Origin of the sequence: Prevotella heparinolytica (assembly GCF_004342845.1) — a bacterium.
Lineage (GTDB): Bacteria > Bacteroidota > Bacteroidia > Bacteroidales > Bacteroidaceae > Bacteroides > Bacteroides heparinolyticus.
Window position 1 is genome coordinate 1 of the sequence record NZ_SLXB01000007.1, and the last position, 14819, is coordinate 14819.

Consider the following 14819-nt stretch of genomic DNA (forward strand, 5'->3'; position numbering starts at 1 on the left):
CTCTCCTTTGCAATCTCTGCTCTCTTGAATTTGAATAGGAATCCTAACATCTGTATTATGATTTATGTGATTAGCATGCAAAAATACGGATTATGAGAGAAAGAGCACGCAGGGGCGGGCTTACCGCCTGCGGTATATGCGACGGGGACTTGCAGAACGTCACGTAAAACGTTTGCAAGTCCCCGATATGCTGAGGTTGAATCTCCTATTATTCTGCCGGTATCTTTTCTATTCTCCGTTGGTGACGTCCACCTTCAAACGGAGTGGTGAAGAACTTGGTCATGATTTCATCGGCTTCGTTGTTGGTGACGAAACGTCCCGGCAAGACGAGAACATTGGCATCGTTGTGTTGACGTGCCAGAGCAGAAATCTCCGATGTCCAACACAAAGCGGCACGGATGCCTTGGTGTTTGTTCAATGTCATGTTGATACCGTTTCCGCTACCGCAGATGGCAATGCCGGGATAACACTCGCCGGCTTCGACAGCCAGTGCCAACGGATGGGCAAAATCGGGATAATCCACACTCTCCGGAGAGTAAGTTCCGAAGTCTTTGTATTCCCATCCTTTAGCCTCCAACCATTGCTTTACATATTGCTTCAGGGCATATCCGGCATGGTCGGAGCAGATTCCTATTGTCTTCATCGCAGCATCTCCTTTACTTGTTTGTAAACGTTTTCGGCCGTGAATCCGAGTTTCTCGTCCAGCACTTTGTAAGGAGCTGAAAAGCCGAATGATTCCAAGCCCCATACTTTGCCATGAAGACCTACCAATCCCTGCAAAGTTACAGGCAGGCCGGCAGTCAGACCGAACACTTTCACGTTGCCCGGAATGACGCTTTCCTGATAGCCGAGTACCTGGCTGCGGAATAGGCCTTCGGAAGGAGCGGAAACAATGCGAACCTTAATACCGTCTTTACGCAACAGCTCGGTACCGGCCACTAACGTAGATACTTCGGAGCCCGATGCAACAAGAACTACATCCGGGTTCTCGTCCGAACCGGCTACGATGTAAGCGCCTTTGGCAGCTTGTTGGTAATCGTTTCCTGCGGGCAGATTGGCGATGTTCTGACGGGAGAAAATCAGTCCGGTCGGCGTAGTGGTATTCTCCATGGCCAGTTTCCATGCCACTGTGGTCTCTTCGGCATCTGCCGGGCGGAGTACCAGCATGGAGTTCTGTCTCTTGTGGTTCTTCAGTTTTTCCATCAAGCGGATTTGGGCTTCTTGTTCCACCGGTTCGTGGGTAGGGCCGTCTTCGCCTACACGGAATGCGTCGTGAGTCCAGATAAACTTAACCGGAACTTCCATCAGGGCAGCCATACGCACGGCGGGTTTCATGTAGTCGGAGAATACGAAGAATGTGCCGCATGCAGGGATAACACCGCCATGCAGCGCCATGCCGATGCAGCAGCAGGCCATGGTCAGCTCGGCAACGCCGGCTTGGAAGAATGCGCCGCTGAAATCTCCTTTCTTGAAAGCGTGTGTCTTTTTCAGGAAGCCGTCGGTCTTATCGGAGTTGGAGAGGTCGGCGGATGCCACAATCATGTTTTCCACCTGAGTGGCAAGAACACCGAGCACTGTGGCCGATGCGGCACGTGTGGCCGAGCCGGCTTTCTGCTCGATGGCTGCCCAGTTTACTTCGGGGGCTTTGCCGGAGAAGAACTGTTCCAGTTTGGCTGCCTTTTCCGGATTGGCTTTGGTCCAAACTGCTTTGGCTGCATACTTCTCGGCCATGATTTTCTTCAGTTCGGCAGTGCGTTTGGCATATAATTCGGCCACTTCGGGGAAAATGACGAACGGATTCGTCGGGTCGCCGCCCAGATTTTTGATGGTGTTGACGTAAGCGTCGCCGCCCAAAGGAGCACCGTGAGTGGCGCAGTCGGCTTCGTAGCTGCTGCCGTCGGCCTTGCGGGCGCCCTTGCCCATTACGGTATGACCGATAATCAGCGTCGGACGCTCTTTTTCAGCCTTTGCTTCTTTCAGCGCGCCACGGATGGCATCGGGATCGTTACCGTTGATCGTGATGACTTTCCAGCCCCATGCCTCGTATTTCTTCGCAGTATCTTCGATGGTAACATCTTTTGTTTCGGTAGAAAGCTGAATGTCGTTGGCATCGTAGAACATGATGAGGTTGTCCAATCCCAGCGTACCGGCAATGCGCCCCGCACCTTGAGAAATTTCTTCTTGCACGCCTCCGTCGGAAATGTATGCGTAGATGGTTTGCGGCATCACTTCCTCGAAGCGGGCTTGCAGGAACTTGGCTGCAATGGCTGCACCTACGGCATAAGTATGTCCTTGTCCCAATGGACCGGAAGTGTTTTCAATGCCGCGCATGATATCGCGTTCGGGATGTCCCGGAGTGGGGCTTTCCCATTGGCGGAACTCTTTCAGTTCGTCCAAAGTGAATTTTCCGGTCAATGCCAGTTGGGAATAGAGCATCGGAGACATGTGTCCCGGGTCGAGGAAGAAACGGTCGCGGCCTTCCCAAGCGGGATTTTCAGGGTCGTATACCAGGAACTCGGAGAAAAGCACGTTCACAAAGTCGGCACCGCCCATGGCACCACCGGGGTGTCCGGAGTTGGCCTTTTCAACCATAGAGGCGGCAAGGATGCGGATATTGTCCGCTGCACGGTTCATTAGTTTGTTGTCGTTCATATCGTTTATAATTAGTTTTTGAATGTCAGAAACAGAAGGTTCTTTGCTTATTGGATTTTAATAAGGGCAAAGATAACTCTTTATGTGCAATTAGCAACACTGTCAGGAGGCCTTTTTTGCTGGCCTCCTTGTCTGCTTCATGTCAAAAATACATTAAGCCGGCTTGTTTGCTTTACTGTAAGCCGGTTGTGCCTTATTGCAATTCAAGGGTGACAATGGATTTGGCGGGCAACTTGATTTTGAGTACACCTTTATTGACTTTTACCTCTTTGAACGGAGCTAACTTTACGTTATCGGGTTTTTCAAAAGAGTTGTAATCTGTCAGATTGGATGATGTCAGAATTTCGCCCACCGCTTTCTTGGCGTTTGTGCCCGACAGGTTGATGGTCACTTCCTGTGCTTGGTCGGCATCGATGTTGGACATAGAGATATGTATCTTGCCACTCTTGTCTCTTGAAGCGGTGGCGCTCAGCAGAGGCAGTTTACGGTTTTGGTTGCGTTCGCCTTCCAAGTTCATAACCTTGCAGCTTCCTTCAAGAGGAATATAAGTGGCATCCTGATGTACGTTGTACATTTTGAATACATAGTAGGTAGGGGTAAGCACCATTTCTTTGCCTTTAGTTAGAATCATGGATTGAAGTACGTTCACTATCTGGGCGATGTTTGCCATTTTCAGGCGGTCGGTGTATTTATGGAAGATGTCGAAGCTGAGGGAAGCCACAAAAGCATCGCGCAAGGTGTTCTGTTGATAGAGGTGTCCGCGTACGGTGCCGGGTTCTTCGTCCCACCAAGTGCCCCATTCATCAAGCAGTAACGCAACATGTTTCTGCTTGTCATACTCGTCCATAATGGCAATATGCTTTTTCAGAACATCTTCTATTTCGCGGCACTTGCCGAGTGTCCAGTAGTAATCGCCTTTGTCGAATTGCGTGGCCGAGCCTTTGCTTCCGCTCCATCCGGTAACGGTGTAATAGTGCAGAGAGAGTCCGTGCATGCCTCTGCCTACGCGGTCCATCAGCACCTTTGTCCAGTTGTAATCATAGTCGCTCGCACCGCTGGCTATCTTGAAGAGGCGGGTATTGTCGTAGTTACGGCAATAAGTGGAGTAGCGACGATAAAGGTCGGCATAATATTCGGGACGCATGCTTCCGCCGCAACCCCAGCTTTCGTTACCCACGCCGAGATATTTCACCTTCCATGCCTTGTCGCGTCCGTTTTGCCGGCGCAGACGTGCCATTGGAGAGTCGCCTTCCGAAGTCATGTATTCTACCCATTTGGCCAGTTCTTCCACGGTTCCGCTGCCTACGTTGCCGCTGATATAGGGTTCGCAGCCCAACATTTCGCAGAGGTTGAGGAACTCGTGTGTTCCGAAACTATTGTCTTCAATCGTTCCTCCCCAGTTGTTGTTTACCATTTTAGGACGTTTGTCTTTCGGGCCTATACCGTCCATCCAGTGATACTCATCGGCAAAACAGCCGCCCGGCCAGCGAAGAACCGGTATTTTCAGTTCTTTCAGCGCATTGAATACATCGGTACGGTAACCATTGATATTGGGAATTTCAGAGTTTTCACCTACCCAAAGTCCGCCATAGATGCAGGTTCCCAAATGTTCGGCAAACTGGCCATAGATTTCCTTCGGGATGATTTGTTCGGCTTTATCGGCTTGCAGGGTAAGGGTTGCACTTTCTTGTGCTGATGCGGTAAGCGAAGCGGCAAGCATAAGACCGCTGATGATAAGCTTGTTTTTCATGGGTGTTTCTTTTGGTTTTAAATTTCTACTTTTTATATGTAACTGCTGCTGTTTCGATAGGCAGTCCGGCCTTGTAATTCTCGATGTATGTGTTGAAGCCTGCCACCTCTTCGGCTGTAGGAGCTATTTCGACACCGGCTTCACCGGCAAACACCTTTTCTTCCAGAAAATCTGCCAGAGATTGTTTCTTTTCATTATTAACAAGATAAGAGCCGAGCAGGGCAATACCCCATGCACCGCCTTCGCCGGCTGTTTCCATAACGGAAATGGGCGAATCGATAGCTGCTGCAAGGATTCTTTGACCTACACCTTTCGTCTTGAACAGACCTCCATGCCCCGTGATTCTGTCGACCTTAACCTTCTCCTCTTTGAAAAGGATGTCATTACCGATTTTGAGCACTCCTACCGAAGCATGCAGGTGGGCTCTCATGAAGTTGGCAAGGCTGAACTTATCATTTGCCGAACGTACAAACAGAGGCCTTCCGTCGGCAAGTCCTGTTATCGGTTCGCCTGAGATATAGTTGTACGAAATGAGGCCTCCGCAATCTGCATCACCTTTCAATGCATGGTTATAGAGTTTCTCGTATATGAGGTTCATGTCTACGGGAATACCCAGCAACTCCTGATATTCTTTGAACAAGTTGATCCATGCGTTGAGGTCGGAGGTGCAATTGTTGCAGTGCACCATGGCTACAAGGCTTCCATCCGGAGTAGTAACCATATCGATCATCTCGTATGGTTTTGATAAATCTTTCTCTAAAACAATCATCGAGAAAGAAGACGTTCCCGCTGATACGTTTCCTGTGCGCTGCTTTACGGCATTGGTTGCAACCATGCCGGTGCCGGCATCTCCTTCGGGAGGACAAACCGGTATTCCTGCTTTCAGGTGTCCCGATACATCCAATCTCGCAGCTCCTTCCGTTGTGAGGAAGCCCGCATTTTCGCCGGCAAGCAATACCTTGGGAAGAATGTCCGATAATTTCCAGTCATATCCTTTGGGTTCAATCAAGCAATTGAATTTATCCACCATCTCGGCTGAATAATTCTTGGTGGTGGGGTCTATGGGGAGCATTCCCGAAGCATCGCCTATACCCAACACTTTCTTTCCCGTTATCTGCCAATGGATAAAACCGGCAAGAGTTGTCAGAAAATCGATTTCCTTCACATGTTCTTCATTATCCAGAATTGCCTGATACAGGTGAGAAATGCTCCATCTCAAGGGAATGTTATATACAAATAAGTCTGATAGAGCTGCCGCCGCCCGACCTGTATTGGTATTTCTCCATGTACGGAAAGGAACGAGAATCTCTTCTTTCTTATTAAATGCCATGTAACCATGCATCATGGCACTGACACCTATGGCGGCCAAAGACTCTATTTCTGTGTCATATAATTCTTTTACGTTCGAACGAAGGTCGGTGTAGCAATCTTGCAGTCCATGCCAGATGGCTTCTACGCTGTAAGTCCAAAGCCCGTCGACCAACTGATTTTCCCAAGTGTGGCTTCCTTGTGCAATGGGCTTGTTTTCTTGGTCGATTAGAACGGCTTTTATGCGTGTTGAGCCGAATTCGATGCCAAGAATGGCTTTGCCTGTTTCAATAGTTGATTTTGCATCTGTTTTCATATTGGAACCAAAATAATTAAGGTACAACAATTATTATAAATCCATAGAATGAGAAGTGCCCGGCGGTTCATTGCCACCGGCACTTCCGTTTTTATTTATGAGGCCGGTTGAATAATTAGCAAAGAGCCTTGTTAAGCATGTAGTACACCTCGTTCATGCGCAGTTCTTTCTTGAACTCGTTGATAGTGGTGTCCTTGTTGATATGCAACATCTCGATGCCGGAGATTTCGGCATAATCTTCCCAATATTCGGCTGTGAGGTCGTAGGAGAAGCAGGAGTGATGCGTGCCGCCTGCCAATATCCAAGCACCTGCGCCAATCTCGAAGTTGGGTTGCGGAATCCACAGCGCGCTGGCAACCGGCAATTTGGGCAGCGGTTTCGATTCGATGCATTCTACATCGTTCACAATGAGGCGGAAACGATTACCCAGGTCGACAATGGTAGCTGTGCAACCTTTGCGTGCTTTGCTGGTGAAGACAAGGCGTGCCGTCTGGCTTTTGCGGATACCGATGCCTAGGAAATGTACTTCCAAACGGGGTTTGCTATTGGCAATGAGCGGACAGATTTCCAGCATGTGCGATTGGAGGATGGAACTGTTTTCACCGTCAAAATTCAGCGTATAGTCTTCCAAGAAAGAGCATCCGTTAGGCAGCCCTTGATTCATTACCCAAACAGTACGGTAGAGAGCGGCCGATTTCCAGTCGCCCTCGGCACCGAACCCATAGCCTTCGGCCATCAGACGTTGCGAAGCCAATCCGGGAATCTGGTCGAATCCGTTACCGGTCTTGTCAACATCCACATCGCCCAAGTCGTCGAAATTGGTAGTAAATCCTTTGGCCCCTTTGGCTTTCAGGATGGCACGCAGGGCAACTTCGGCTTTGGCGGCATTCCAAACTTTGCGGTAGGCTTCGGAGGATTTATCTTCCAATTCGGCGTCGTGGTCGTATTCCTTGAAATAGGTGGCTACCATCGCTTCCACCTCTTCATCTTTTACTTGCTTCTGATAGGCCATCAGTTCGCTTACGGGACAGTAGTCCACGTGGTAGCCCATACGCTGTTCCGCTTCTACTTTGTCGCCATCGGTCACTGCCACATTATTCATCTGATCGCCGAAGCGTATAATCAACATGTCTTGTGCATCGGCCCATCCTGCACAAACACGCATCCATACGGCGATTTTATGCAATGTCTGTTCATCTTTCCAGTAACCTACCACTACTTTGCGGCGGATGCGCATACGGGTGCAGATGTGTCCGAATTCACGGTCGCCATGTGCACTCTGGTTCAGGTTCATGAAGTCCATGTCCATGGTGTCCCAAGGAATTTCTTTGTTGTATTGCGTGTGCAGGTGCAGCAACGGTTTCTTGAGTTGTTGCAAACCGTGAATCCACATCTTGGCAGGCGAGAAAGTGTGCATCCATGTGATGACGCCTATACATTTGTCATCGTTGTTGGCTGCTTTGAAGATAGTTTCCACCTCTTTAGAAGAGTTGGCCGTTCCTTTATATACTACCTTAACGGGAAGTTTGCCCGATTCATTCAAACCTTTTACCATTTCGGTGCTGTGTGCGTCTACCGCTACTACTGCGTCGCCTCCGTACAGGAGCTGTGCTCCGGTGACGAACCATACTTCGTATTGATTGAATAAGTTGTTCATACAATTTTCTTTTTTATAGTTAATATTTGTAGTTGTTATTTCTGTCCGTAATAAGCATTAGGCCCGTGCTTGCGGCTGAAGTGTTTTTCCACCAGCAGCGGGTTCATGGTCAGGTTGGGATTGGCGGCGTAGGCTATGCTTGCCATTTTGGCCACTTGTTCCATCACCACGGCATTGTGTACGGCATCGTGCGCATCCTTTCCCCAAGAGAAAGGCCCGTGGTTCTTTACGAGCACTCCCGGTGTGTGTACCGGATTCAGACCTTCGAAACGTTTTACGATGACATTTCCCGTTTCCTGTTCATATGCCCCTTTAATTTCGGCTTCCGTCATGTCTGCCGTGCAGGGAATGGCATCGTGGAAGTAGTCGGCATGGGTCGTTCCGATGTTGGGAATATCCAGTCCGGCTTGTGCCCAGGCGGTGGCATAGGTGGAGTGTGTGTGTACTACTCCTCCTATTTCGGGAAATGCCTGATAAAGTACCACGTGGGTGGGCGTGTCGGAAGAAGGTTTCAGCTTTCCCTCCACTACTTTGCCGTCGAGGTCAACAACAACCATGTCTTCCGCTTTCATCTCATCATAACTCACTCCACTGGGCTTAATGACCACCAGCCCGCTTTCGCGGTCGATGGCCGAAACATTCCCCCATGTGAAAATAACCAGTCCATGTTTCACCAATTCGAGATTGGCGTGAAAAACTTTTTCTTTCAGTGCTTCCAACATAATCAGAAGAATTTTGATTTGTGAATGAAGAGGAGGATGCTTATGGCATGACACCTCTTCATCCTTTATTTACAGTTTAAATTTCGGAGATTTGCGATATACTTTCTCGTTGAATTTATACAAAGCCGCACCTCGCTTGGAAGTGATTTTATCTATTTTGTTGGTTTTTTCCACGAAATTCATTTCGCTTATGCGTTTACGGAAGTTCCGCTTATCCATTTCTTCACCGAAAATAGCCTCGTACATTGTCTGCAACTGTGTTAAAGTGAAGAGTTTGGGCAGCAGGTTGAAGCCGATGGGTTCGGAGGAGGCTTTTTGTTGCATCAGGCTCAGTGCATTTTCCACCATCAACGGATGGTCGAAGATAAGCGGAGGCAGGTTTTTGATGTTTACCCAAAAAGCATTATGCTGATGTACCAAATCTTTGTCATACTCGTTGATATTGACTAATGCGTAATAGGCGATGGAGATGACCCGTTCGCCCGGATCGCGGTCGACTGTCCCATAGGAACCCACTTGTTCCATATACACATTATGTAATCCTGTCAGCTCCTTCAGGACTCGCTTGGCGGCATCATCCACGCTTTCATTTTCCTGTACAAAGCCGCCCATCAGCGACCATTCGCCCATTGCCGGTTTGAAGTTCCGTTTTAATAACAGCAGATGCAGTTCACCTTCGTGGAAACCGAAGATGATGCAATCTACACCCACATAGAATTTCGGGTTTGAACTATAATAATCACTCATCTTTTCCTTTTTTTATTATTTGTAAATTAAGTTCTTATTGTCAGATTCTTCCATTACCAAAAATACCAGTAGAAAATACCGGTGATGCCTAAAATAATGGCAGTATGGATGATGTCCCATTTGTTCCAGCTTGCCCGTGTGGTAGCTCTCTGTGCCGGGGTGGAAGTTCCGAATACCAATCCTTGTATCTTTTCTGCACCGGGTGCTTCTGTCATTAAGCTGACAATTATTACCACAATGATGCAGAACAGGAACATCCATCCGCAGAAGAACAACCAGTTCAAATCATAGAACAAATATTTGAATATATTATCGGCCGTTTCGCCGGCATTGCTGTAATATACTTTGGCTCCCAATCGGGTAAGACCTATAATCATACCGGCAATCAGTCCCCACATGCCGCCTTTGGCGGAAGTCCGTTTCCAGCAAATGCCGAGCAGGAATGCGGATGCAATACCCGGAGCCAATACCGACTGTACATCTTGCAGATAAGTATAAAGTACATCGCCTACGCTACGCATGATGGGAATCCAGAGAATACCCAATACCACTATCACCACGGTGGCCATCTGCCCGATACCTACCAGTTTCTTTTCCGGAGTGTTCGGCTTGAAGCGTTTGTAGAAGTCGATAGTGAACAGCATGGCCGAAGAGTTGAACAGAGATGCAAGCGAACTCATCAAGGCTGCGAGAATGCCGCAGACCACAAGTCCTTTGACTCCTGCCGGAAGCAGTTTGGCAACCAAAGTCGGGAAAGCGGCATCTGCGTTGGCGCTTCCATTGGCCAGCAAGGGCAAGAAACCTTCGCCGCCTGCACCAAGGTATTTCTGGTGCAAAGCAAAAGCAATCATACCCGGAATCAGGAACAGGAATACGGGCAACAGTTTGAGGTAAGCCCCGAAGATAGTTCCTCGACGTGCTTCCCGTTCATTCTTTCCGGAAAGGACGCGCTGTACGATAAACTGGTCTGTACACCAATACCAGAAACCGATGATGGCAGAACCTACCAATGCTCCCAACCATGGAAAGTCGGGGTCGTTATTGCTGCGGATAAGTTCGGTCATGGTATTTCCATGTTCGTTCACCGTGACGGCACCGCAGATGCGCATCATCTCGTCCCATCCTCCTAATTCTTTGAAGCCGAGCACAAGAATAATCAGCGAGCCTAACAACAGAATAGGTGTTTGAAGTACCGAAGTATAAAGCACGGACTTCATTCCTCCGAAAATGGTATAAAGTGCGGTCAACACTACCAGTCCGATGGCTGCAATCCAGAAGAAGTCGATACCCCAAAGCGTGTCAATACCGAATACTTGCTGAAATACCAGTCCGCCGGCATATACAGTCACCGCAACCTTGGTCAGCACGTAGCTGATTAATGAGATGACGGACAATATGGTACGTGATTGAGGGTTATAACGACGCTCCAGAAATTCCGGCATTGTATACACCATGCTTCGCGAATAGAACGGTACGAATACCCAACCGAGGATAAGAATCATCCATCCTTGTATTTCCCAGTGTGCCATTGCCATACCGCTTGATGCGCCGGCGCCAGCCAAACCTATCAAGTGTTCGGAACCGATGTTCGATGCGAAGATAGATGCGCCTATCGCAATCCATGTGGCGTCACGTCCGCCCAAGAAATAGTCTGCCGAGTCGTCCTGCTTTTGTCTTACAACCCAAACTATGATTCCTATTAAAGCCAGGAAAAAACCTCCAATGACTATCCAATCTAATGCTTCCATAAATATGATTTCAAAGTTATTGTTATTTCTCTACCGAGAATTTAAAGATACATTCACTGTTGTAAGTCTGTCCCGGTTCCAGAACGACGGAAGGCCATTCGGGCTTATTGGGGCTGTCGGGATAGTGTTGTGTTTCAAGGCATACGGAAGCGCGTTGATTATAGACGATTCCTTTTTTTCCTTTCACTGTTCCGTTAAGGAAGTTGCCGGTGTAGACTTGGATGCCCGGTTCATTGGTGTAAACCTCCAGTGTGATGCCGCTTACAGGAGAAGTCAGCTTGGCCGCTATGCGGGTGATGTCGCCCTGTGTGTTCAATATCCAGTTATGGTCGTATCCGTTTCCGTTTTTCAGTTGGTCGAAGTCGAAGTTGGCAATATCTTGTCCCACGGCTTTGGGAGTGGTGAAATCCATGGGCGTATCTTTTACCGGAGCAATCTCTCCCGTGGTCATGAAAGTATTGTCTACCGGCGTATAAGTGTCAGCATTGACGTACAGGATATGGTCGGTGGCTGCTTGTGCCGGATTGCCGGATAAGTTGAAGTAGGAGTGATTGGTCATGTTGATAATCGTTGTCTTATCCGTGGTGGCGCTATACTTGATGTCGATGGCATTGTCTTCCGTCAGCTTGAAGAGAACTTTTGCCGTAACGTTTCCGGGGAAATTCTCATCACCATCCGGAGAGAAACGTGTCAGTTCCAATGTGGTTTCGTCAATCTGTTTGGCATCGAAAACCTGATATTGCCAGCCTTTCGGTCCGCCGTGCAGACAATGTCCGAAGTTATTTTGCGGCAGTTGGATGGTGTCGCCGTTCAGTACGATTCTTCCTTGGTTGATGCGGTTGGCATAGCGTCCGATGGAAGCGCCGAAGTCGCTGGGGATGTTGATGTAGTCGGCAATGCTGTCGAATCCCAATACCACGTCTTGCATGGTTCCGTTTTTATCGGGCACCATGACGGATACGATGCGTCCGCCGAAGTTGGTGATGCAGACTTCCATGCCGGCTTTGTTTTTCAAAGCATAAAGACCGGTTTGAGAGTCATTCACAGTAGTTTGAAAATCGGCAGGATTAAGCCCGGATAAAGTCGGCTTTGTTTCCGGTTTCCGGTTGCAGGACGCCAGCATCAGAGCGGCTATTCCGGCGAGTAAGAATTGTTTGTTCATAGCTTAATGTTTTATATAAATGAGATATAAGCTTTTCTTGGGTGTAAAAGTAACACTTCGCTTTGGTGTGTGAGGAACACTTCTGTATGTTATGCAACATAAAATTGCTCTTTTTTGAGTTTATTGCAAGTTTATCTCAGTTTTCGGCTGTGGAGGTAGCTTCTTTATAGTGCGGGCTTACCTTTCTTAAGGTGCGGGGGTATGCCCTCTAAAGTGTGGGCTTAGCCTCATTATGATGTGGGATTAGGCCGCTTCAAGTGTGGGCTTACGATTCGTCAAGTGTGTAGAGCGGGATTTCCGTTGTTGGTTTCCTGACCTTTCAAACGAAAGCCGGCAGCTTCTGCAAAGCCAACGGACAGGTGCGGAGATTCTTTTTTATAAAAAGCATGTCTTGTACTTTTCCGTGGTAGATCTAAGCTTAGCGGATAACAACAATAATTGTTCTATCGGTCAGACTCAAAGTATAAACTTCTTGGGTTCAAAGGAAAAAACCGTGTGTGACAAGGAGTAAACCTGTTCTCTGCCTGAATAAATCTCTGTTCGCGCCGTGCGAACAGAAATCCGCACGGTGCGAACAAACGTTCGAGAATAAAAGTGGAGCAGATTCCGAAGGCCGGATTGTGTAGGAAAATCAGTTGTCGGTTGGAAGATGTGGAGTTGTCGGGGGGGGGGGAGCGCATTGCAAAACGATGAGGGGGGAGAAGAAGAAACTTCGGTCAACAACGGAGAAGTAGCGTACGATATATGGGTGTCATGGCTTTATCGGCCGGCTTCAGCCTGTCACAAAAGCATTTAATTGTCCTTCTGTGACAGGCTGTGTGAAATAATCAGCGAGTTTTTTTGCCCCAATATGTTTTATCTTTACTATATCCGGCATACACGATGGTATGTGTTCGCGGATTGGCTTCCCAATCAACCTCTCGTTGCAGGCAGACCTCTACACCGTTGCTGAAGCTGAGTATCTCGTTGGTGGCATCATACGTCCAAGTGGCGCCTTTCCAGCTACCCTCGGTCACTTTGTGGTCGGAGGAGAGAGTCATGTTGTCGGCCGTCTTCTGTTTACCGTAAGAGTAGGAGAGGTCGATATGCTCCCATTTTCCCGCCAATTCATTTTCCGTAATGGGCACTTTGGGTACTGCGCCGTAGCGTTCGGGCATAACTACCGGCCATCCGTCTTTTGTCCAGCGAATGGAACGGACATGTCCCATCATGATGGCATTGCTTGCATTGATGTTCGGTACGTCTTTCGGCAATCGACCTTGCGAAGCATAAAACCAGTTGCCTTTTCCGTCGTCGAATATGGCGCAATGTGCGAAACCTACCCATCCGTCGCTGTTATTGAATTTATAAGGATGGGTCACTACGGGAAGCATGTTGCCTCCGTTGGCGGTGAGGTCTGTGCCATCAATGCCGATATAGGGGCCGTTGATGTCTTTCGAACGGCACACACGTGTGTTGTAAGGAACATCCAAAGCATCGTAGGCCACAAACAGATAGTAATATCCGGTTTGGGCATTATAGATTACCTCCGCTCCTTCAGAGCCTTGCCAGCGGTTTCCCATTTGGCGGGTTACCAGCAGTTTTCCGTAAGGTGCAATGTCATTGGCTGTTCCCCACGGCTTGGGAAGCGTTGTTGCAGGTTTTCCGGTGTCGGCATCTATTTCTATGGAAACGATGCCGCTATGCCAAGAGCCGTAAATCAGATAATGTTTCCCGTCTTTATCTATAATGTAAGAAGGATCGATGGCATTCCATTTGAAATAGCAGTTAGCCCAATCATCGGGTTTTATCATGTAGTCCAATCCTTTGTCCGAAGCATTGGTGATGACGTAACCCTTGTCTTCCCAACCGTCGTTGTTTGCCGGGTTGTTGTTTTCCATCAGACCGATGAAAGCACGCTCTCCCCAGCTTTCAGGCCCATTGATATGTCCGGGAACAACAATGGAATAATACATTCTATACAGTCCGTCTTTTACTTTGCGTACACAAGGAGCCCAATAGCCGAAATTCGCTTCGGAGGGGGAGGCCTCTTCCAAACCCATGGCTTTGCGTATTTCATTTAATTTAGGTGTAATCCATGCAGGCAGCGATTTCATGGTTCCGCCCAAGTATTCCCAATTCACAAGATCCTTGGAGCGCCGCCCGTGGAAGTGTCCGCCTGCAGCGTGTGCATTTCCGTAGGAAGCATCGGTTTGGTACATATAATAATAACCGTCATCGGCCAGCACCACACTGGGGTCGTGCACATTGGCCAAATTCCATTTATTGCGTTGGTTCCAATCGGCTATGTCTGTATAGTTGTCTACATAGGTCGGAGGAACATAATCATTCAGTTCGGAAATCGTGCCTTGGGCATTGGTGGTAAATGAAACGTCATCGGAATAGATGACCCCGTTCGGATAGAGAGTGGCAAAGGCGCGTACATGATAATCGGTGTCGCTTTCCAAACTTGTCAAGCTTGCCGTCATTTTTCCGTTGTCGGGAGTTGTTTTCACCGTAGCGTCGTAGATGGTGGGGTTGATGGCCTTGCCATAACAGAAGCCATAGGTCATTACCCGTATTCTTCCAAAGTCAATATCTTCTTGGCAAACCGTTACTTCCGAAGTAACGGTTGCCGCTGGAACTGCAATATCGGTCACAGTAGGTGTGCTCAGTTTCAGTTCGCCGGAGTTATTATCATTGTCATCGCAGGATGCCATGCCTATAAACAGTGCGCATCCCAATGCGAGGAGATTGAGCCATTTTATCAGTTTCATA

At 48.4% G+C, this 14819-nt stretch carries 10 protein-coding genes; all 10 read right to left on the minus strand.

All coding sequences use genetic code 11. The annotated features are described in order from the left end of the window. Positions 1-208 precede the first annotated feature (208 nt). The 10 genes from rpiB to EV202_RS05185 all read right to left on the minus strand — a co-directional run bounded on the left by rpiB (position 209) and on the right by EV202_RS05185 (position 14818). Positions 209-643 carry a ribose 5-phosphate isomerase B gene (gene rpiB / locus EV202_RS05140; RefSeq protein ID WP_131925878.1) on the minus strand — a complete coding sequence of 145 codons (435 nt, stop codon included), beginning with the start codon at positions 641-643 and terminating at the stop codon, positions 209-211. Next, a complete protein-coding gene (locus tag EV202_RS05145) occupies positions 640-2652 on the minus strand; it encodes a transketolase family protein (protein ID WP_131925880.1) in 2013 nt (670 codons plus the stop codon). The genes rpiB and EV202_RS05145 overlap by 4 nt, the downstream gene beginning before the upstream one ends. Positions 2653-2845: 193 nt before the next feature. Beyond that, positions 2846-4402 (minus strand): alpha-N-arabinofuranosidase, encoded by a 1557-nt coding sequence (locus EV202_RS05150; protein WP_131925882.1) that lies wholly within the window; start codon positions 4400-4402, stop codon positions 2846-2848. 25 nt (positions 4403-4427) lie between these two features. Then, positions 4428-6026, minus strand: a complete 1599-nt coding sequence (locus tag EV202_RS05155; protein ID WP_131925884.1) for a xylulokinase — start codon at positions 6024-6026, stop codon at positions 4428-4430. A 115-nt stretch (positions 6027-6141) separates the two neighbouring features. Beyond that, positions 6142-7683 (minus strand): L-arabinose isomerase, encoded by a 1542-nt coding sequence (araA, locus tag EV202_RS05160; protein ID WP_131925886.1) that lies wholly within the window; start codon positions 7681-7683, stop codon positions 6142-6144. A 35-nt stretch (positions 7684-7718) separates the two neighbouring features. Continuing rightward, the gene (locus EV202_RS05165) at positions 7719-8405 is read right to left on the minus strand and encodes an L-ribulose-5-phosphate 4-epimerase (protein ID WP_131925888.1); all 687 of its coding nucleotides are present in this window, start codon (positions 8403-8405) and stop codon (positions 7719-7721) included. A gap of 69 nt (positions 8406-8474) precedes the next feature. Next, positions 8475-9152: an NUDIX hydrolase gene (locus tag EV202_RS05170; protein ID WP_106068826.1), complete on the minus strand. Its 678-nt coding sequence runs from the start codon at positions 9150-9152 to the stop codon at positions 8475-8477. Between the two features lie 53 nt (positions 9153-9205). Beyond that, positions 9206-10900 carry a sodium:solute symporter gene (locus EV202_RS05175; RefSeq protein WP_106068825.1) on the minus strand — a complete coding sequence of 565 codons (1695 nt, stop codon included), beginning with the start codon at positions 10898-10900 and terminating at the stop codon, positions 9206-9208. Positions 10901-10922: 22 nt separating this feature from the next. Beyond that, the gene (locus tag EV202_RS05180) at positions 10923-12062 is read right to left on the minus strand and encodes an aldose epimerase family protein (RefSeq protein ID WP_131925890.1); all 1140 of its coding nucleotides are present in this window, start codon (positions 12060-12062) and stop codon (positions 10923-10925) included. An 827-nt stretch (positions 12063-12889) separates the two neighbouring features. Then, complete coding sequence (locus EV202_RS05185) at positions 12890-14818, minus strand: arabinan endo-1,5-alpha-L-arabinosidase (RefSeq protein WP_131925892.1); 1929 nt, start codon at positions 14816-14818, stop codon at positions 12890-12892. Position 14819: the final 1 nt, after the last annotated feature.